At 42.0% G+C, this 22,488-nt stretch carries 12 protein-coding genes; 5 read left to right on the top strand and 7 right to left on the bottom strand.

What is annotated here, in order from left to right:
- Positions 1 to 171 precede the first annotated feature (171 nt).
- The 4 genes from AC57BQ_RS01470 to AC57BQ_RS01455 form a co-directional block, all read right to left on the bottom strand.
- Positions 172 to 1,734, bottom strand: coding sequence for a cellulase family glycosylhydrolase (locus tag AC57BQ_RS01470; RefSeq protein WP_496404589.1), 1,563 nt, complete (start codon positions 1,732 to 1,734; stop codon positions 172 to 174).
- An 83-nt stretch (positions 1,735 to 1,817) separates the two neighbouring features.
- Entirely contained in the window at positions 1,818 to 3,266 is a 1,449-nt protein-coding gene (locus AC57BQ_RS01465; RefSeq protein ID WP_496404588.1) for a glycan-binding surface protein, read from the bottom strand.
- Positions 3,267 to 3,289: 23 nt separating this feature from the next.
- Positions 3,290 to 4,882 carry a RagB/SusD family nutrient uptake outer membrane protein gene (locus AC57BQ_RS01460; protein ID WP_496404587.1) on the bottom strand — a complete coding sequence of 531 codons (1,593 nt, stop codon included), beginning with the start codon at positions 4,880 to 4,882 and terminating at the stop codon, positions 3,290 to 3,292.
- Between the two features lie 29 nt (positions 4,883 to 4,911).
- Positions 4,912 to 8,064: a SusC/RagA family TonB-linked outer membrane protein gene (locus tag AC57BQ_RS01455; protein WP_496404586.1), complete on the bottom strand. Its 3,153-nt coding sequence runs from the start codon at positions 8,062 to 8,064 to the stop codon at positions 4,912 to 4,914.
- Positions 8,065 to 8,238: 174 nt separating this feature from the next.
- Here AC57BQ_RS01455 and AC57BQ_RS01450 point away from each other — a divergent pair, with 174 nt between their 5' ends.
- The 5 genes from AC57BQ_RS01450 to AC57BQ_RS01430 all read left to right on the top strand — a co-directional run bounded on the left by AC57BQ_RS01450 (position 8,239) and on the right by AC57BQ_RS01430 (position 15,413).
- Positions 8,239 to 8,382 carry a hypothetical protein gene (locus tag AC57BQ_RS01450; protein WP_496404585.1) on the top strand — a complete coding sequence of 48 codons (144 nt, stop codon included), beginning with the start codon at positions 8,239 to 8,241 and terminating at the stop codon, positions 8,380 to 8,382.
- A 486-nt stretch (positions 8,383 to 8,868) separates the two neighbouring features.
- On the top strand, positions 8,869 to 9,474 hold the full coding sequence (locus tag AC57BQ_RS01445; RefSeq protein WP_496404584.1) for a TetR/AcrR family transcriptional regulator: 606 nt from the start codon (positions 8,869 to 8,871) through the stop codon (positions 9,472 to 9,474).
- A 112-nt stretch (positions 9,475 to 9,586) separates the two neighbouring features.
- Positions 9,587 to 10,816 (top strand): efflux RND transporter periplasmic adaptor subunit, encoded by a 1,230-nt coding sequence (locus tag AC57BQ_RS01440; protein WP_496404583.1) that lies wholly within the window; start codon positions 9,587 to 9,589, stop codon positions 10,814 to 10,816.
- A 29-nt stretch (positions 10,817 to 10,845) separates the two neighbouring features.
- Positions 10,846 to 14,001, top strand: a complete 3,156-nt coding sequence (locus AC57BQ_RS01435; protein WP_496404582.1) for an efflux RND transporter permease subunit — start codon at positions 10,846 to 10,848, stop codon at positions 13,999 to 14,001.
- A 14-nt stretch (positions 14,002 to 14,015) separates the two neighbouring features.
- Positions 14,016 to 15,413, top strand: coding sequence for an efflux transporter outer membrane subunit (locus AC57BQ_RS01430; protein WP_496404581.1), 1,398 nt, complete (start codon positions 14,016 to 14,018; stop codon positions 15,411 to 15,413).
- A 282-nt stretch (positions 15,414 to 15,695) separates the two neighbouring features.
- Here AC57BQ_RS01430 and AC57BQ_RS01425 read toward each other — a convergent pair whose 3' ends face one another.
- The 3 genes from AC57BQ_RS01425 to AC57BQ_RS01415 all read right to left on the bottom strand — a co-directional run.
- Positions 15,696 to 19,895: a hybrid sensor histidine kinase/response regulator transcription factor gene (locus AC57BQ_RS01425; protein WP_496404580.1), complete on the bottom strand. Its 4,200-nt coding sequence runs from the start codon at positions 19,893 to 19,895 to the stop codon at positions 15,696 to 15,698.
- A gap of 367 nt (positions 19,896 to 20,262) precedes the next feature.
- The gene (locus AC57BQ_RS01420; protein ID WP_496404579.1) at positions 20,263 to 21,942 is read right to left on the bottom strand and encodes a cellulase family glycosylhydrolase; all 1,680 of its coding nucleotides are present in this window, start codon (positions 21,940 to 21,942) and stop codon (positions 20,263 to 20,265) included.
- A gap of 139 nt (positions 21,943 to 22,081) precedes the next feature.
- The coding region (locus AC57BQ_RS01415) for a DUF5110 domain-containing protein (protein ID WP_496404578.1) at positions 22,082 to 22,488 on the bottom strand (407 nt) is incomplete at its 5' end.

Raw genomic sequence — 22,488 nt, 5'->3', positions numbered from 1 at the left:
GACGGCAATTAGAAAAAATAATATTTTAAAAGAATGTTTAGCTTTCATTCGGCTTATGATCTTCTATAGGTAAAGTTTTTATTTTAAATATCGTTCGGATGATAATCCAGTAATAGCCACGCCCGATGAGTGCATACATCGAACGTGGCTTTACAATATAATTCAGCGTTCTTAATGAAACTTTGCGCCTGAGCCAAATTTATCTACGCCTGCGTTTACGCCAAGTTTTACAGCATTCAATGTTGCAGTGTCTCCAACAATTGTGGGCCCTTGCGGGACTCCGTCCTTACCTCGACGGTCAAATATACCTGCCCATAAAAACGGTATTACGCCATTTGCTTTGGCTTGTTGTGCAATATAAGCAGTGAAATGAGTCGCAGACTTTAATGCCAATAGCGAATCGGCCGGATACCCTGTTAATTTACCAGCGTGATAATTCGACGCATACTCGCCCATAAACAATGGAATGCCCTTATCCGCAAACCTTGCTTTCATGGTGTGCATTATAGAATCTACATAAGCTTCTTCATTCGCAGATGTGCAATTGCGGTCCAAAAAATTCGGATTTGTAGTATGAAAGTCTTTTCCCCAAAAATACAGCTCTTTACCCCAGCTTGCGTCGCCAGGTATAGTACCTGGACCTCCTAATATGCAAAACTGTGACGGACTATAATAGTGGAACTCAAGCATCATTTTATGAGGCGTAGGGTCAGTAGGTAATGTTGGTGTTTTATATACATTAGTCGGATCAAGATAAGCGTTAAGCAAATCTATTGATGTAGAAGGCGACTGAATAACTATAGTACGATAAGTGTTTTTTCCACCTGTTCCACGCACTGCATTAATAAATGATTGGTGATAACGCATTAACGTAACCGTTGTTGGCACGTCGCTCGCATCAGGTTCATTGGCACTGGCAAACATCAAATGTTCGTCAAAATCGCGCATATAAGTAGCTACTTGTTCCCAAATTGCTTTGTGCTTAGCATTAGCGGTATCCTGTTGAACACCTGTTTCATTACCGGGATTATAATGGATATTGATTGTCACATACATATTATCGTTAATACCATATTGAATTACTTGTTTTATACGCGCAAGCCAGGTCGGGTCAATTTGCATCGTTTTCGTGTTGATAAAATGTCCATCGTATCGAATTGGTATTCTTACCGCATTTACACCAGTTGATTTGATTAAATCAAACATTTGCTGGGTAATTGGCGGGTTTCCCCATCCGGTTTCGCTACCCGGGGCTTCCATGGTGTTATAGAAATTCCAACCATAGGTAATATTTGCAGCTATTTGCGAAGCAGTACTACCCATACCAGTTGCATCAGGTGCTTTGGGCGATGTATTATATGATGGATAAATTCGGGCATTTTGCATTACGGTAATTCGTCTGCTTTGACCATTAGACGAACTCACATTTAATAGCACCGACCGGGTACTGCCTGATGAATTTACTGCTGCCGTAACTTTAATGGCCGCATCGCCGCTATTACCCGATGTTTTGTCTAAATGCAACCATCCGATGCCCGTAGTATCAATACTCCATGCCGCATTACTGGTAAATGCCAAAGCTGCGGTTCCACCGTCTTCCGGTATAGCCTGCGTTATATTAGATAGCGTAAGCTCCGGGGGAGCTGTCCCTGTTTTTTTGCAAGAAACGGCAGCTATAATTACAATAGCTATTCCCAAAATACGATAGGCCGCCTTTATTTTTATTTTTTTCATATTAGTTTCGTTTTATCGAAAAAAAGCTAATCTTTTAATTCGTTTAAAAGCACCACAGCAATATGCTGCTGTGGTGCTTTAGCTTACTTAATTTTTACAACTCTCAAATTATCAACAGCCCCATAAAAGCCGGCTGCCGAAGTACCGTAGTTATGTATGTACAATGTGCATGAGGTATTTCCGGATGTACCCGTTAAATCGGCAATTTTAGATATGGAAGCTCCCATACCCTCGCCAAGCGTAGGATCTGATGTACGGAAGGATGTTAAAGGAATAGTTACTGTTACCCACCCTTTTGTCGTGTACGGCGCTATGGTAGTAGCGTTTTTCTGCCATGGTTCCCATCGGGCTATATAGCCACCCACTCCGCTTACAATATCAACAGTGGTACCATTCCAGGCTTTTGGGATACTTGCTTCAAATTTAAATGCCCAATGACTAGCCGAGTCAGCAATATTGGCCTTAGGCACCCATTGTGCTCCATTCATTGGTATGTTAGTACTCCACGGCCACCCGTCGCCCTTGGCCAACCCACTAATATCCAATACAAAATAGGTACTTGAATTGCCAGGGAAATTGGGATCGCCATTAGTCTTTTTGCCAGCACCCCAGTATTGCCAATTAAAATTACTATCCCAATTGGATATGGAGCCTGTTCCTACATCGTTTACATTATACACGGTAGCAGCAGTGCCAAACTCTGTAGTAACAGATACTGGCTCACTGCTCGATAATGCAGGTAAAATAAAACCAATAGCTTTTCCATTAATTGAGGTTTTATAAGAAGTAATTGTAGTGCCGGCAAAAACAACCGTTTGAATACTTCTAAGATTGGTACCATAAACATAAACAGAATCACCTTTTTGGGCATTTTCGTTGGAAACACCGGTAATGGTTGGGGTGGCCACTATTTTGAGTGCAGCTGTGCCACTCGCTGTATTTACTATCACCTGATCGGTGGTTTTAACAGCCGGCATAAGAAAACCAATGTAATTTCCATTAGTGTCGGTTTTAAACGAGGAAATTGCACTTCCCCCATATGAGAAGCTTTTAATCAATACCAAATTGGTACCAGAAACGTAAACCGAATCACCTGGGTTGGTAAATACGTCCGATATAACAGTAAGCGTAGGTGCCGCCGGCCCCAATTTAAAAGAAAACGTTGTTGAGCCTCCTGCTGTAGTATATTCTACAGTATAAAGTTTGGCCATATCGATTTTTGAAAACTGTATGGCAGGTATTTGCACTACTGCGCTGTTCGGAGCAAACAAAGCAACATTAAAAGAGGCAGGAACACCATCAAAACTTATTCGAAGTGCATTTTGCAAATTCTGCCCGGTTATAACCACCCATTGTCCCTTTGCTACGGCGCTATGCAAAACTGTATCTTTCGGCGAGGCTATATAATTCCTAATACTTGAAATGACCGGGGGATGAGTGTTCTCAGTACTTTTTTTACAAGCCGGCAATAAGGCCACTATCATGAAGAGAAGCGACAAAAAATACAAGCTTAAGTATGATTTTTTTTTCATAATAATATTTTTAATGTTTTTAATTAATAATAAGGTACCGGAGGTGCCGCCAATTTGGGGTTAGCTCCCAACTCGGACGCCGGAATTTGTAATGTAAATGCACTGATAGTGGCCGGAAGCGCAGATGGCGCCGCAGTAGTATCTCTTGTAGCTATGCGCGTTTTAGGATCATAACTAAACGTCTGTCGGCTGTGAGTGGCATCCTGATCATTAAGCAACTTCACTGCTGCAACCGGACTATAAAAAGAATACCTAACAAGATCTACCCAATATTGTCCTTCAAAAGCAAATTCAACTCTTCTTTCAGTGCGTAGTGTAGCACCGTCCAACACCGTTACAGGATCCACGCCGGCCCTTGTTCGCACTTTGTTAAAATACAATAGCGCGTCACCATCGCTTGTGGTACCATTGTTACCTAAAATGGCTTCGGCATATACCAGATACACATCGGCCAATCTGAGTACCGGGTCATGTTCGATGGACGACCAATAATCCATTGTTGGTGAACTATTATCTATTTCGTTGCCAATAATGTGTTTTTTCATACATATCCCGCCTGCTTTATAACCACCACCTGCAGCATTCAATTCGGGATAATAATCTCCGGTGAGCATAATGGTAGCTTTGCGCCGTACGGTATCTTTAGCAGAGTACATCTTATACAAATCCCAGGTTGGTGATAAGGCATTCCATGCACCATTTTTTGTAGGGTTTATATCATTGCTTGGTGAATAGGTTAAATAGGTATTACCATTTCCGTAACCCACACCTGGTGCCCATTGATAGGCAAATAATGATTCGGGGCTATCGTTGTTTTGCGTTTTGAAAAGATCATAATAGCTGGGAAACAATGCTAATCCACTGTTTTTACACACATTGGCTGCATATTTTTTTGCACTGTCCAGTAAAGCCTGGTTGCGTATTCCTTCCGCCTTGCTGCCCACACCCGACATTGTTAAATACGCTTTGGCCAGCATTCCTTGCGCTGACCAAGTGGTTACCCTGCCTTTATCGTCTTTTGAAGGAAGATTTTGCGCGGCATAGGTTAAATCGATAGTAATAAATTTAAATACATCCGCAATAGTATTGCGATAAAGCAGAGGGTTCTTTATTAACTTGGTGTTATCCTCAATAATAGGAACGGCACCCCAGTAAACAGCGAGGTGGTAATAAGCTACCGCGCGCAAAAACCTTGCTTCGGCAAGAGCAGCATTTTTGCTTGCCTGAGGTACAGATGCCGATGCTGTTTGCTGTATGGCATTAATAACATTATTGCATTGACCGATCTCAATATACAAACCGGCCCAGCCACTTTGCAAAACGCCATTTTGCGCTGTGATTGTACGAGTAAAAAGCTGCACAAAATCGCCGTTATAGTTTTTATAAGCAGTTCCGCTCAATATATCGCCCAACGGGATAACAGCACCATTATGCCATTGCCACCATGACGCACCGCCATACAAGCTTGCCGTAGCCAGCCTCAGATCGGCGGGGGTTTTGTAAAAGTTTGTCGAACTAATTTGTGAGGTGGACGGACGATCCAAAAAACTTTTTTTGCATCCGGCAATCGCCGCTCCAAATAGCAAAATAATTATGATTTTATTAATTGGTTTCATGATTTTTCTTTTAAGAATTGGTGATTGTTTTATTTGCTAAAGGTTAGGTTTGCACCAATAGTAAATACGCGTGGCAGAGGATAATTCCCCCCATCCCAACCTACCTGAAGGGGATTCCACCCACCTATTTCAGGATCCATCCCTTTATATTTTGTGATTACAAATACGTTGGATACATTAGCATATACTCGGAGTGAATGCACAAATATTTTCGATAAAACACTTTCTGGCAAACGGTAACCTAATGTGATATTTTTACACCGCAGGAATGAAGCGTCTTCGATCCACAAATTAGAAGGCCGATCATTATAATTGGTTTGATCGTTTCTTAAACCGACAACGGTTGTATTAGGGTTAGTGACATACACGTTGTTGACATCGGATGACGAACCTTGTGGATTTATCAAAGCCAATTTCGCGTAATTTAATACATCGGTAAAATAGGCAGTGTTATTTTGTGAACTGGTTTGTGATACACGCAATTGATTGAAAACTTTGTTGCCATAACTGCCACTGAAGAAGATATTCAGATCAAAATTTTTGTAGGTAAATGAGTTGTTGATCCCATATTGGAATTTAGGGATCGGCGAACCCAGAAAAGTCTGGTCTTTGGAGTCGATAATACCATCACCATTCAAGTCTTTATACATGCGGTCGCCATACCAAATACCACCGCCACTGGAAGAAATCGGATACGGGTTTCCGGCTTGATCAGCAGATCGGGCATGCGTTTGAAAATCACTTGGCTTTGAAAATATGCCATCGAATATATAGCCATAAAATTCGCCGATAGGTTTGCCTACTACGGTTTTTTCAGCTACGCCTCCTAGAGCGCTCGCTGTTAAGCTGGCGTCATCACCGCCGGCACCCAAACTAAGCACTTTGTTCACATTCCGCGATAAGGTAAAATCACTTTTCCATATAAAGTTTTTGCGGGTGATATTAGTAGTGCCGATATGGAAATCAAAACCCCTATTGCGAACAGAACCGACGTTTACATAAGGTGCGGTCATGGCCCCGGGGGAATAGCCCGCGGTAGTACCGCTATATTGAGGAAGCGGAATTTTCAATAAAAGTCCGTTTGTTTCGCGGTCATAAACATCTAACGAAAAGTTTATGCGGCCGTTAAAAAAAGATGCATCAAGTCCGGCATTATAATAATTTGTTTTTTCCCAGGTTACGTCTGGATTTGCCAAATTGCTTTGATACTGCGAAGTTCCTGATAACCCGGTAGCAACGGTTTTAAGTTGGGTTGCATAAGTATTGCCCGGTATACCCTGATTGTTGGTAAGCCCATAACCCAATCTCAGTTTCAATTCATCGATAGCTTTTACATTTTTCAAAAATGACTCGTTATTAATTTTCCATGCAAATGCGCCTGAATAGGTAACAGCCCAATTATGGTTAATCGGAAAATTTGAAGAACCATCGTTACGCAGGTTACCAGTGATCAGATATTTATCATTCCAGGAAAAATTAACACGACCAAAATAGGACTCGGATGCACTGCCGAGACCATTATCACCACTATTTGTTTGAACGGTAGGGTCACCAGCATCAATAGCCTGCACAGTATTGGAAACGAAATTTTTACGCCCGGCACCTACTTTTTCGAAAGAGCTTGTATTTGCTTCGTGCCCTCCTAAAACATTGAGTTTATATTTTCCGAAATCATGATTATAAGTTAGATATTGGCGCCATACGGTGTAGGCGTCTTGATCCACAGAGGAGCTGGCGCTGTTGATAGCGTTAGTGGTTTTACCAAAATTATAAACCGGATTAAAATTATCGTGGGTACCAAACCTGAAGTTACCCGATACCTCTGTTCGAAATGACAGATCCTTAGTAAACTGTATTTCCGCATAAGCATTGGTATAGGCTTCATATCTTGCAGATTGGCTTTTTGTGATCAAGGCTATCGCTACAGGATTTGCAACACCAGGTACCCAGCCATCCGTGGTGGTAACACCACCCCACGAGCCATCGGCGTTAGTTACCGGAATATCGGGTGTAAGGCTTAGTGCCGAAGCAATTACACCGCCATCACTGGAAGCCGTGTTTTCACGAACACGAAAAAACTGAAGGCTGGTTCCAATTTTTAACCAGTTAGTGGTCTTATTGTCCAAGTTTAAACGTACGGAGTATCTCTTGAAATCAGACCCAAGTGCTATCCCTTCCTGGTCGAAATAAGACCCGGATAAAAAATATTGAGTTCTGGGATCACCACCACTTATAGAAAGTGTATGACTGGTCGGCGGCGCTTTCCGGAATAATTCACTTTGCCAGTCGGTACCTTTACCTAAATATTGCGGATTGGCCAATTCAGGCCTTGTACCGTAGCCCCAAACTTGTGCACGGGCATTCAAAAAGGTTGCTAACTGCTGTAAGTTTACAGTAGGGAGCCTCGACCGAATTTCCTGATAACCGGTATAAAAATCGTAACTTACTGTTGGCGGTCCTACTTTACCTCTTTTTGTAGTAATAACAATAACGCCATTGGTAGCCTGCGAACCATAAATGGCCGTTGCAGATGCATCTTTTAATACATCAAGTGATTCGATGTCAGTAGGGTTAATACCACTTAATGGATTGGAGCCGGAACCAGGATCGTTTACCGGAGGAATAATAACACCATCTATTACGTATAAGGGCGAATTAGAGCCGGTTATTGACGACACACCACGTATTTGAATAGATACGCCACCACCAGGCTGACCTGATATCTGTTGTACCACTACACCTGCTACTTTTCCCTGCAGGGCCTGGTCAAAAGTAGTCGGTTGTGTTTTACGTAATTCGTTCCCCGATATTGAACTTATGGAGCCAGTACCATCTTTTCTTGCTATCGGTTTACCATAACCAATAACCACTACTTCCTCTAAGTTACTGGATGTTGAATTTAGCTTGACGTTAATTTTGTTGCTTTGTTTAACTGCTATTTCCTGAGATGTATAACCTAAATAGCTAAAGACAAGTATATCGCCCGGTTTTGTTATTATTACATAACTACCATCAATGGCAGTGGAAGCTTTGGTTTCTGTTCCTTTAACTTTAATGTTTACTCCCACCATCGGTTCGGAGTTGTCGGCCTTTGTTACCTTTCCGGAGATACTGACAGTTTGGGCGTAGCTTGAAAAACATAGCCACATGCTTGCCATCAATAAGGAAATACGGTATCTCATTCGCTTTTGTAAATTTTTATCCATTTTGCAAAGGGATTTTAAGGTTTGATAATTGGTTCATTGTTGTTTTGGTTAGTAATGAATAGTTTTAATTCTTATCTATATCAATAGGGTTTGGGTTTGTATAATTCCAGGGCACACCAGTACTCAATAACAACCGTTTGAATCAACTTCATGGATAAGTTTCTGCGCATCAGTCCGCTCGAACTACCAGCAAAAAAGCTAAGCAAGCCATCAGCCTGTTTACTCGGTCACGAAAAATTAACTATTGGCTTATTGATAATTGGTGGAACATCGTTCAAAGGCGGTGTGAGTTAACTCATCGCCTTGAGGCTTTATTCCGGGGAGTGAAACTATACTAACTTAAACTACAGGACATGGCAGAGTTGACTAAAAATATAGACTAAATGTTCAATTAATTATAAACAACTGAAAACAAGATATTTACACATACAGCAAACACCTATACAATCCAGAATTCACGAAAACTCAGGCTTAAATTAGATTTAGCAACTGCAAGATTCGGAAGAAGGAGCAGATATTCGTAAAAAGTAGAATAAATGTGCGTTTTTCAACCTACCATCCGCCTCAACGCCTGGCGGCAAAACTGAAATTGCGATGCACGTAACAGACGGGGTACCCTGACCAAAGTTGGTGAGTTTACAGATATACCATATCCCCTGAGTGTGCATATCTGATATGACACTTTTTAATTCAAAGATTACACAATAGAAACAATTTAATTTTTGTTTAACAAAAATGTTATACAAATTTGCATATACATATTGTTAAACAATTCAGATAATGGAAATTTTAGCTACAGACACCGAACAGTTGATCAAGGAAACCGCGAAAAGGGTTTTCTTTGCAGAGGGCAAACTTCATGCTACAACCCAGGAAATAGCTGATGCAGCAGGAATAAACCGGGCATCCATTCATTATTATTTTCGCAGCCGGCAAAAACTGTTTGATACCGTTTTTATCGAAGCAACTACAGAAATGAGAAGTAAGATACAAGATATTATGGAGGGGGGATTCTCATTCAGGGAGAGAACTGAAAAATTCATTGAAACTTTTATCGAAAAATCTCTAAAACATCCCTACCTGGAAATGTTCATTGCAACAGAAATTAATACCAATCCAACAATTCAATTACAACTATTAAAGCCAAGCAATGAGAAAGAAAGAATAGAACAATTAGAAAATGATATTAAAAATGAGGTTGCAGAGGGCCGTATGAAACCTATTACGCCACATCATTTTATCATTAGCATGATGTCATTATGCTCTTTTCCGTTTTTAGGCCGGGATATTATTAAAAACGCTTTCTCCATTAATGACGATGAATATAAAAAGCTGATTGCAGAACGCAAGGAGGTGATCATCAAATTGCTTTTTTTAGATGCTTGAAAAAAGCATTTTTTTTGACCTTGATTTAACAAAATTGTTAAACAATTTAATAAAACAATAAAGTAAAACAAATTAACAGAATAATAAAGTCAAACAATTAGTATAAAACAACATGAAAAATAGCATATCGCCACAAAAGAGTACAGCATTTATGATACTGTTACTACTACCCATATTATTCACTGCCTGCCATAGCGGAGCAAAACCAGGTGCCGGTACTGGAGGTCCGGGCGGCCCATCAGGACCAATCCCTTATAAAACTGCCGGGGTGTACTCGGGTCCGGCAACGATGTATTATAATTATCCCGCTACTATCCAGGGCGAACAGGATATCGAGATTCGTCCTAAAGTTGATGGCTTTATACAAAACATCTTTGTTGATGAAGGCGCTGTTGTACATAAAGGTCAGCCTTTATTTCAACTCCGGAATCCTCAATATGATGCTGCTTTAAGAACAGCCCTGGCTAATGTAAAAATTGCAGAGGCAGACGTAAGTACGGCCGAAATGAATGTGGAGAAGGTAAGGCCATTAGTAGATAAGAATATCATCAGCGATTACGAACTAAAATCTGATGAATTCACATTGAAATCAAAAAAAGCTTCCCTGGCTTCGGCCAAGGCAGACCTGGTGAACGCCCAGGTGAATGTGGGTTACACCTATCTCACCAGTCCGTCAGATGGGGTAATCAGTACTATTCCTTATAAAGTTGGCAGCCTCATTACCAGCACATCAACCAATCCGCTTACCACCGTTTACAATACAAAAAACATCTACGTGTATTTTTCTTTAAATGAAAAGCAATTGCTTGAATTTTCAAGAACTGTAAAAGGCAATACCTTAAAGGATAAGCTGGCTACCATGGCCGATGTATCATTGGTATTGGCCGACGGTTCAGCATATCCGCTAAAAGGACGGATTGTAATGGCCAGCGGACTAATTGCCACAGAAACCGGCTCGGTAAGCTTCAGGGCTAATTTCCCCAACCCACTCGGCTTAATCAGGAGCGGCAGTAGTGCCACTATTAAAATACCAGTTAATCTGGATGCCGCCATTTTGATCCCCCAGAACGCTACCTATGATATGCAAGGTAAAAAGTTTGTGTATACGCTAAGCGATAAAGACAGTACCGTAAATACAGGAGTGCAGCTATCTGATAACCCGATAGGCAATTTATATGTAGTGCAAAGCGGTTTAAAACAAAGTGACAAAATAGTAATAGAAGGATTAGGCAATTTAAAGCCTGGAATGGCTATAAAACCAATACCCGCCAATGCCGACAGTTTGTATGCTGATGCCAAAACACAAACTACAAACAGCACTAAAAATTCAAATCACAAATAGGGCATCGCCTGAATTTAAAAAATATTATCATGCTTAAAATATTCATTAAAAGGCCGGTATTATCAACTGTAATATCAGTCATGATTGTGATACTGGGTGTACTGGCCTATCTGGGGCTGCCGGTTTCGCAATACCCGGATATAGCGCCGCCTACTGTTGTAGTATCAGCAACCTATACAGGGGCCAGTGCAAATGTTATTCAAAGAAACGTTATCGTACCGCTGGAAGAACAGATCAATGGTGTAGACGGAATGACCTATATGACATCAAGCGCAACCAATGACGGCGGCGCCACTATAACCGTATACTTTAAATTGGGTACCAACCCCGATATGAACGCGGTAAACGTACAAAATAGGGTGTCGGTTGCAAGCAACGTACTGCCTGCAGAAGTAACTAAGGCAGGTGTTACTGTTCAGAAACAGCAAAGCAGTAACCTGCTCATCTTTGCGCTTAAAAGTGATAACCCGGAATATGATCAAACATTCTTAAATAATTATGCCAACATCAACCTCATCCCGGAAATAAAAAGGATCAGCGGGGTGGGTAGCGTATCAGCCTTCGGCAGCAAGGATTATTCCATGAGGATATGGCTAAAGCCTGATGTAATGGCTACCTATGGTTTAACACCAACAGATGTAAACAATGCGCTTGCCGAGCAAAACTTTGATGCTGCTCCGGGTAAATTCGGTGAGAACAGCAACCAGGTATTCCAATACACCATTCAATACACAGGACGATTAATAGACACCACCCAGTTTGGAACCATCGTCATGCGTTCAAATGCCGATGGTTCCCTGTTACGGTTAAAGGATATTGCCCGGCTTGAATTGGGGGCGCTTACCTACTCGTCAAATTTAAGTACGGATGGTAAACCCTCCACTGTTATTTCGGTGAGCCAGATAGCCGGTTCAAATGCACAAACCATTATTAAAGAAACCATAGCTACGCTTGACAAGGCTTCGACATCTTTTCCTAAGGGCGTGAGTTACGTTTCTCTATTAAACGCGAACGACTTTTTGAGTGCTTCTATCGAAAAGGTAATTGAAACCTTGATCGAAGCTTATATACTTGTTTTCATCGTTGTTTTTATATTTCTGCAGGATTTCCGTTCAACCATTATTCCGGGTGTTTCGGTCTTCGTTTCTATCGTTGGTACGTTTGCCTGTCTTAGTCTGTTTGGCTTTACTATTAACCTCCTTACACTATTTGCCATGGTTCTGGCCATAGGTATTGTGGTGGATGATGCCATCGTAGTGGTCGAGGCGGTACACGCTAAACTTGACGAGGGTTATAAATCAGCAGAAGAAGCTTCTATTGACGCGATGAGCGAGTTGGGAGGTACCATAGTTGCCATCACTTTAGTCATGGCGGCCGTATTTATCCCGGTATCATTTATAAGTGGCAGTTCGGGTGTGTTTTTTAAACAGTTTGGGCTAACCTTAGCTTCGGCAATCATTATATCAGCCATTAACGCGCTTACGTTAAGCCCGGCATTATGCGCCTTGTTCCTGAAACCACATGATGAACATGAAACGCACAGGAAAAATCTTTTACAACGGTTTTATGCCGCATTTAATACCGCTTTTGATGCCTTAAAAAATAAGTATCAGCGTTCCATAGGCTTTTTAAACCGCAGGCGTTGGATAGTTCCGGTAATGGTAGTTTGTTTTAGTGCCCTCCTGGTGTTTTGCATGAAAACAACGCCAAGCGGATTTGTACCCAGCGAAGATCAGGGTACCATATTTGGCGATATCACCTTGCCGCCAGGTACTTCACTTGAAAAAACAGCCGCAATAACGGATATGGTTGATAAAATTGCCAGCAGGATCCCTGTGGTTGCAAACAGGGCTAAAGTTACCGGCCAAAGTATTATTAACGGAACAGGCAGCAACTTTTCACTCCTGGTTTTCAAGCTTAAACCATGGGACAAAAGAAAAGGGGTCAAGGTTGATGATGTTATAGGGCAGCTATTTGGATTGACGAAAGATATCAAAGATGCTAAGATCTTATTTTTCGCCCCTCCTACTGTTCCGGGTTTTGGTAATGCCAATGGATTCACCATTGAAATGCAGGATAAAACAGGTGGTAGCATTGCCGATTTTTATAAGGTAACCGGAGGTTTTCTGGGCGCCTTAAATCAGCGGCCCGAAATATTGTACGGCGCTACAGGTTTTAACCCCAACTACCCGCAATACCTAATGTCGGTAAATGTGGCTAAAACAAAACAGGCCGGCATATTGGTCAGCGATCTGATGACCGCCATGCAGGGTTACTATGGAGGTATTTATGCATCAAATTTTAATGAGTTTGGTAAACAATACCGGGTAATGATCCAGGCCGATGCAAAATACAGAAGCAACTCACAGGGACTTAACAATATCTATGTAAAAAATGGATCAGGTACCATGTCCCCTGCTTCAGAATTTATAACACTTACTGCCATCAATGGGCCGCAGAGCTTATCCCGGTTTAATTTGTTCAATAATATCTCGGTATTAGGAAGCCCCAAACCTGGCTTTAGCAGTGGCGACGCGCTTAAAGCAGTGCAGGAAACTGCCGCCAAAACCCTGCCTGCAGGTTATACTTTTGACTATTCGGGTTTATCAAGGGAAGAGGTTGGTGCGGGAAGCCAAACCATCTTTATTTACATATTGTGCGTGGTGTTTGTGTTTTTCCTGCTGAGCGCGCTCTATGAAAGCTATATCATCCCGCTTGCTGTGTTATTTTCCTTACCCGTTGGGTTGTCTGGAGTTTATCTCTTCGCCAAAATAATGGGGATCGACAATAATATCTATATGCAGATCTCCGTAGTGATGTTGATTGGCTTACTGGCCAAAAATGCTATCCTGATTGTACAATACGCGGTAGCAAGGCGAGAAAAGGGAATGCCCATCATTGAGGCGGCCGTTGAAGCCGCCACAGCCCGTTTACGCCCTATATTAATGACCTCACTCGCCTTTATTTTCGGTCTGATGCCACTGATGTTTTCAACAGGTGTTGGTGCAGCCGGTAACCGTTCCATCGGTACAGGCGCTGTAGGTGGTATGCTGATCGGGACGGTTTTCGGTGTATTCGTTATCCCAATATTGTACATCATTTTTCAATCACTGCAGGAGAAACTGAGCAGCAAAAACAAGCCTAAAGAATCAACAGACGGTACTGCCCCTGCCGCGACACATTAAAAAAGATAATGTTTATGAACTTAAAATATTTCAGCAGTGTTGTCGCAATAGTTGTGGCAACCGCAATAGTCCTGCCTTCATGTAAATTAAGACAGGCCTATATACGCCCCGATGTTAAAACAGACAGTTTATACCGCGGTGCAAATAATCAGGACACAACCTCTTTGGCCAATATATCCTGGAAGCAAATGTTTACGGACGAAAAGCTGCAAGCTTTGCTGCAGGAGGGTATAGCTAATAACTATGACTTGAAAATAGCAGTTACCCGTATCAAGCAAGCCGAAGCAAATCTTCGCCAAAGTAAAGCTGCGTTTCTACCCACTTTAAGTGTAGAACCGCAGGTTACCCAGCAAAGAACGTCAGGCTCGCAAGGTGGTTCTTTGGGTATATTCCCTACCCGTATTTATGAATTATCCGGAAGCGCCAGTTGGGAAATTGATCTTTGGGGTAAACTAAAAGGCGCCAATAAAGCAGCATTAGCCTCATTGCTAAAAAGTTATGCTTACCGAAGATCTGTTCAAACACAACTGGTTGCTAACATAGCCACTGATTATTATAATTTACTGGCTTATGATAAACAGCTGGCCATAACCAGGCAAACGGTTGAAAGCTACAAAAATGATGTGGAAACCAATCATGCTTTAAAAAAGGCTAATCGTATCAATGAAGCATCAGTAGCACAAAGCGAAGCCAACAGGTACGCAGCCGAGGTTACCATTCCTGATCTGCAAAATAATATCAGTCAAACCGAAAATGCGATTTGTGTTTTAGTGGGCAGGCAACCAGGAACCATTCAAAGGAACGCGTTAGAGGTGCAGCAGGTAGATACTTTACTGCAAACCGGCCTACCGGCACAAATATTAAGCAACAGACCTGATGTTCAGGAGGCGGAATTTAACGTACGGTATTATTTTGAACAAATTAACGTGGCCAGGGCCTATTTTTATCCTTCGCTTACCATTACCGCACAGGGCGGATGGCAGTCTGCTACTACCCAAAGCCTGTTTAATTCAGCGTCTTTCTTCGGTAATATTGTTGGTGGTTTAACGCAGCCTATCTTTAATCAGGGCCTTAATAAACAGCGGTTACAGGTGGCTAAAGCCCAATATGACGAATATGTATTAACCTTTCAGCAAACGGTTTTAAGCGCCGGCCAGGAGGTTTCTAACTCCCTTTACAGTTACCAGTCGGCAAAAAACAAAACAACTACCCGTAACCTGCAGCTTGATGCCTGGAAACGGGCGGTAGATTATAACCGTTTGCTATTGAAAGGGGGCTTTGTAACTTATACAGATGTACTTACTTCGGAGCAGGGATATTTATCGGCCCAGCTCAGCAGCGTAAGCGACAGGCTGCAACAGTTAACTGCAATAGTTACGCTGTACCAAAATTTGGGTGGAGGCTGGAAGTAAGCATGAAACCTGCTGATAGCCATGCCAGCATGGTAATCAGGATCTATTAATCCCTTTAGCTGAGAAAATATAAAAAACGTTCGTAAGTATTCCGGTACTTGCGAACGTTTGAAGAAATAAATGGCCCATTAGCATACTTACTGGAAGTATTAAGGGTTATAGAGGACAAACCATGACTAACCTGTTCCAGTCATACCGGGCAGATTTCGAATCAATTCATTTTCAAATCCGTCATTGAAGTGACCGAAACGGTTGGTGAAACCGGGGCAGGGTAAAATCAGATTATTTGCCGCTTTCAGCTTCGGACAATCCGTTTTGCCGAACGGAAGTGATGTAGGCAGAGGGCAGCATGTTGTATTCATCCTTGAACAGTTTCGTAAAATATTTAGGGGTATTGAAACCCACCTCATAGCAGATCTGGCTAATGGTCATTTGGCTATTTTCCAATAAATACACCGCTTTTTTCAACCGTATGGAGCGGATGAACTCCAGAGGTGATTTGCCGGTAAGCATCAGTATCTTGTTATAAAGCGATCCGCGGCTCATGTTCATCTTGCGGCTTAACTCCTCTACCGAAAGACTGTCATTAGAGATATTTATTTCTATATATTCGACGATGCTCCTTAACAGCTTTTCGTCTTCATTTTCTATAAGTAGTTCCTGTAATTGGACATCGATTTGCTTTTTGTAGGTCCGTTTGTAGGTTTCCCGGAGCGTGAGGATGTTTTTGATCTTTGAAAGCAGTATTTCAAAATTAAAAGGTTTGGTCACATATTCATTCGCTCCGATTTCCAGGCCTTTGATTTGCTCTTCCTCACCCGTTAATGCGGTTAGCAGTACAACAGGAATGTGTGAGGTACGCTTATCATTCTTTAGTTTTTTGCACAGTTCAATCCCAGTCATCTCCGGCATACTGATATCGCTTACGATAATATCCGGGTGTAGTGAAAGCGCCTTTTGCCACCCTTCCCGTCCGTTTGAAGCTTCAATCAATAAAAATATATCCTTTAAATTATCCTTCAGATAAAAACGAAAGTCATCGTTATCCTCCACTAAAAGGACCACCGGCTTTTTATTTGCCCGCTGCTGTTTGGCGACCGTTTTAATTTCATTTTGGCTGACATCAACCAGGTTTTCATTATCAGCCTCATCGCCGGCTGACATGTCCGTTTCCGGAGGGGTACAAATGACGAGCGGCAGCCTGATGATAAAGCAACTGCCGTAGTCCGGCACACTTTCAACCATAATTTCTCCTCCATGCATCTTCACAAACTCCCGGGTTATCGCAAGGCCTATGCCACTGCCCTGATTGATCATCGAATCGGGGATATCGTGCTGAAAAAAACGCTCGAAAATTTTACTATGCTTTTCCTCGGGAATGCCTATGCCCGTGTCGATCACTTTAATTTCAAGAACAATTTTGCAATCAGCCTCCTCATTCGGATTAAGCAGGACACTTACTTTGCCGCCGGCAGGCGTAAATTTAAAAGCATTTGATATCAGGTTAAACAATATTCTTTCTATCTTATCTTGATCGAATGTGGTAAACATAGAATCAATCGTAGTGTCAAATACAAACCCGATTTCTTTTTCTTCCGCAATATCTGTAAATGAAAGGCTTGTCTCCCTGATGAACTTTACAATATCTCCAGGCTTGCGATGCAGTTTCAACTCCTGAACTTCCATCTTACGAAAATCAAGCAATTGATTGACCAGGTTTAACAGTCGCCTGGCATTTTTTCTGATCATGTTCAGCTGTTGTTCCTGTTCCCGATCAGCGCGCATAAGCATTTTATCAACCGGCGCCATGATCAAAGACAGTGGCGTTCTGAACTCGTGACTAACATTCGTCAAAAATTTAGTCTTCAATTGGTCGAGTTCCTGCATACGCTTAATTTCCTGGCGCTCCTGTTCAATGATTAATCTAGCTTCCCGTTTTTCTTTTTCCGCAAGGAATTTTCTTCTTATTTTTTGTATCCCCCTTTGCCGGATAAACAAAAGCGTACCCAGAAACAGTGCCAGGTAAATGATATAAGCTAAGGTCGATTCCCAGAATGGAGGGAGTATTTTAATTCTTAATGAAATATAATCCGGGTCCCACACCCCCTCTGCATTAGTGGCCCGTACCTTAAAAACATAGTCGCCCTGATCCAGGTTGGTATAACTGGCTTTCCGCGTCCTGTTATCGGCATTTACCCAGCCCTTGTCAAAACCCTCCAGCATATACTGGTGCTTAACTTTGCCCGGGTTAAAAAAATCAAGAGCGGCAAATTCTATGGAAAAAACATTTTCGCTGTGATTGAGGGTTATATCTCGTGTTACTGCTATGGCTTTTGACAGCACCACATGACCATTAACAGCCTCATTGGCCGATATACTCTTGTTAAACAATTGAAAATCGGTAAAAACTAACCGGGATTTATTGGTAACAGGTTGTATACTTGCTGGATCAAACATATTAAAGCCATCGCCGCCACCAAATATCAGTTCCCCACGATGTGTTTTTAAAGCGGAATTTATATTAAATTCCCGGCCTTGCAGGCCATCCGTTTCGTCAAAGTTTTCAAAGTGAAATGTAAAAGTATTTGCTGTTGGTGTTAAGGTAACACGGCTTAACCCGTTTGACGTACTCAACCACATCGCTCCCCTGTCATCCTCTTCTGTATTCGATACGGCATTAGCGGGGAGCCCGTTTTTCTTCGTCAGTGAGATGAATGCGTTTGTTTCAGGATTCAGAATATTCACGCCGCCTGCCGTCGCGATCCATATCAAACCACGGCTATCCTGGTTGATACTGTTTACGGTATTGTCGATTAAGCTATTTACGCTGTTTCCATTGGCGATATAATGGATCACCCGTCCAGTATTTTTCAATATAACATCTACACCCAGGTATCCCCCTGTCCATATATTGCCTTGCTTATCCTCAAAGATAGAGGACACCATTCGGGACCTGATATCGGACTGTTTAAAAGGATGATAAAATATTTTTTTTGGCCGGTCGAAAATCTCCAGACCACCTTCAAACGTTCCGATCCATAAACGGAGGGAGGAATCTTCCAGAATACTCCATACCCTATCATCAGCAATACTGGTGGCTAATTTGTCATCGTGTTTATAATGGGTGAATATTTTGCCGTCGAAGCAATCCAGCCCGCCAAAATACGTTCCGATCCATAACTTTTGGTCATGATCAATACATAAAGTGACAATAATGTTATTAGTCAAGCTATTGGGGTTTCCCGGATCGTGTTTGTACTGTGTGTATTTGCCGCTTTTGCGGTTAAAATAAATCAGGCCTCCCCCGTTGGTGCCAATCCATAAATTCCCCAGCTTATCTTCGACAAATTTGTTGACATCGTTGAAACTCAAACTGGCGGGATCTGACGCAAAATGCTGGTAAAGCGGAAACCTGATAATATTTTTATGATAATAACTTATTCCTTTTTTAACAGTGCCGGCCCATATAATACCCAAATTATCCTTATAGAGCTTAGCGCTATTCTGCCTTAACGATTTGACATCGTCTTCACGGTTTAGCAGGTACGTCATTTCAAATTTCTTTTTATCCAGTACGTTGATTCCTCCGTGATCGGTCGCAATCCATATACGGCCATCATCGGCCTCGACGATATTGGTAATGATACTTGCGCTTAACTTTATCCCGGCTGATTCCTTATCAATATGCTGAAGAGTCCCTGTTGGTGGCTTATAATAAAACACACCCAAATCACCATATGGCGCGTAAAACCACAGATCATTATCCCGGTCGACGGTTAAGAAATAATAACCATTTTTTTTATTGGTTGCCTTTTTAAAAATATCTGTTTGATAGCTGATTTTATTAAGCTTAACATCCAACATTTCCACTGTACCGTCACTGTATACTATCCATATATTACGTTTACTATCAACGGAGATATCTGTAATGGAGTTTGAATATAACGAAGGGATGGAATTAGTACCATGATCATAATGTTTCGTCTGCTTGCTTACCGTATTATATCGGTAAATACCTGAATCCGGATACAAAAACCAAAAGTCCACAGCACTAGTTTGGACTATCTTAGTGACATTCTGATCAAGCGGGAGTTTTAAAGGCCGCAACAACAATGACATATCACTATTAAATTTCTCTGTATCAGGATCATAAAAACAGAACCCATTGCGCGTTGATATCCATAATTTTTTATCAGGACCTTCAAAAATATTTGTGATAAAATCATAGCTGACAGAATTTTTATTATTGCTGTCATGCTTAAATACTTTAAAGGTATAGCCATCAAACCGGTTGAGGCCTGAGGCCGTACCAAACCACATGAAGCCCTCCGAATCTTTTAATATGCTGTTGACCTGGTTATGCGATAGTCCGTCACTTATATCGAGGTGCGAGAAACGGTACTGGCCGCTTTGTCCAAAAGCGGGGAGACATCCCCCAATCAATGTAAGCACAAGAAGGTAATAATAGAATTTTACGCGCATGGAGTTCAACATTGGACGAACCGGGAATCAACAGAATTAAAATATAACCAATACACTAAGGTAATATAAATGTGACACAATAAGATTATGAATATATAACAATACAGCTAATTATCCATTGCTGTTATTGATCACAATAGATCATAAAAAATGCGCCCCGGATCTCACTCGGGACGCATTGACCTGTCTTTTTCAAATTCAATCACAACTATGGTTATGATCTTTTAAAAAAATGCGTCCGTATCGCACCCCGGACCGCATTGACCTGTCTTTTCAACTAAATGTTTTATTCTCTTATCTGTCTTTTAAACCGGCCGATAGCAGGTTTTTAACGGATGTTTAAATTGCTTTGCAGCAGTTCTAAAAGTTATAATTTCAAAAATGCCCATTGCTGGTTTTTGCCGCCATTGTAATCCCATTGATCAAGCGCGCCGCCATTTGCGAGCGAAGATTGTGCGACTTCCAGGGCTTTCCCACTATTGACATTGATAATTTTATAGTACCCGTTGTCGGTTGGCTGAATTAACCAATTTTGGTTATTTCCGCCCGTACCGGTGTAAGCCCATATATCTGCGAAACCGCCGTTAGTAGTAGACCAGCCATTTATTTCCAGGCACTTACCAGAGGTGTGCATCGGCGTTAACAGGTAGCCGCTGCCGGCAGACTGCACTTTAAATTGCTGATTTGATCCGGCTGAATAATCCCATTGATCTGCTAATGTTTGATTAGCGGTTCCCCAGCCGGCAATATCCAGAGCCTTAAAACTGTATCTGTTAACAATCTGATATACGCTTCCAGCCTGAATTCCCGGAGATGTACTACTTTGCGTCCCCTGCACCATTGCAGCCAGTTGTTGTTGATCTTTTACGGTGTACGTCGACCTGTCAATGATCGACCCAGTGTCCCAAAGAAACGGCAGCATACCGTTCAACAATGCTTGGTGTATAACATAATTATACCAATATGCCCTGGAAGCAATATGGAGATTATAAGCATCTCCTGTAAGGGACGATCGGCGCCCCGCGGCAAATTCCCCTAAGACCACCGGGATGCCTTGGTTAACAAACTTCGTCTTCATTGATTGGAAATATCCATTGAGGTCCGACTCCTCGCCATAAGTTGCATTGCGGGAAGGATCGGTGGTGGAGTGATATCCTGATCCCCAATAATAAAACATATTGCCCCATGATGCGTCGCCGTCCATCAAACAAAAATTATAAGGGGTGTAGTAATGAACTTCAACCATCATGCGATTGGAGGCCGGATCTGTGGGCAGGGTGTTCATCAAACTGTTTGTTTTTACAATGTCTGTACTTGGCCCCTGTATTACCAGAGTTCTGTAACTGTTATGGCCCCCGGTTGATCTCACCGCATTGATAAAAGTTTGATGATAAGAAAGCAAAATGCTCATCCCTGTGGCATCTGCAGCCGGAGGTTCGTTCGCGCTGGCAAAAAGCAGGTGTTCATCAAAACCACGCATTTGCGTTGCAATTTGCTCCCAAAGGGCCTTTTGTTTGGCGTTAACTGCAGCCTGCGCCGCAGTTGTAATATTGTTATCCAACCATCCGCCGTCCCAATGTATGTTTAATATCACATATAAACCGTCGTTAACACAATATTGCACCACCTGCTGCACACGGCTAAGCCAGGCGGGGTCTATTTTTGAAGTTGTAGAATCCGGTACATGTGACCAATTCCAATTACAAGGAATCCGTATTGCGGTAAAGCCGCTTTGTTTTACCTTGTCGATGAATGCCTGGGTAATATTAGGAGCTCCCCATCCGTTTTCATTATTAACGGCTTCCATGGTGTTACCAATGTTAAATCCTAACTGGATTCTTGAAGCGATCTGAACCGCCGTACTGCTCATACCTGTCTGATCAGGCGGAAGGGGGGATGTGTTGTAACTCGGGTAACTGGTTGCGGTCAACGTTTTGGTGCCCGTTTTAACAAGCGGATTAACGGGTGAATTGGCCATTTGCTGTTTGTGGCATCCCGATACCACCAGCATGATTGCGATGCAATAAAAATAGTTTAAGGTTCTCATATTGTAAATAAAATTGGTTTCTTGTAAAAAGGCACTAAAAAAACAAGGACGCGCCAGTAACCGGATGTACAGATGCATTACCTGCCTCATCACCTCATCAAAGCAGCCAGGTATATTTGTATTAACTATAATAACTATGCTATAATCTCGCCACCACAGCACTGCCGTTGTACACCACTCTTTTATCAAATCTGACAGTTTCTGACGGACCCGATCCATGTTTACCATCAACCACAACAATATTGAAAATGCGGCGTCTTAACATACCGGCAAATTTTCCTTTGGTGTCTGAAATCGTCAATTCTTTCCGTTTGTCATTCCATAGGAATGTAAAAGTGACGTATTGCCCTTTTTCGTAGTTGTAGTTATCGTTCTCATCCTCGTAAAATTTAAATGAACCATCAGCACCTGGATAAATGCGCAGTTCGATGTTATCGGCCGGTTTTTCGGTGGCGTATTCCATATGCGGACCCATTGGGATGATGGAACCTGCTTTTACATAAAGCGGCAGTATGTCAATCGGCGCGGCAGCGCTAATGGTTTGTC

The sequence above is a fragment of the Mucilaginibacter sp. BGA-UO-ETr-C110 genome, assembly GCF_059567985.1.
This window is presented reverse-complemented; position numbering and strand designations above follow the sequence as displayed.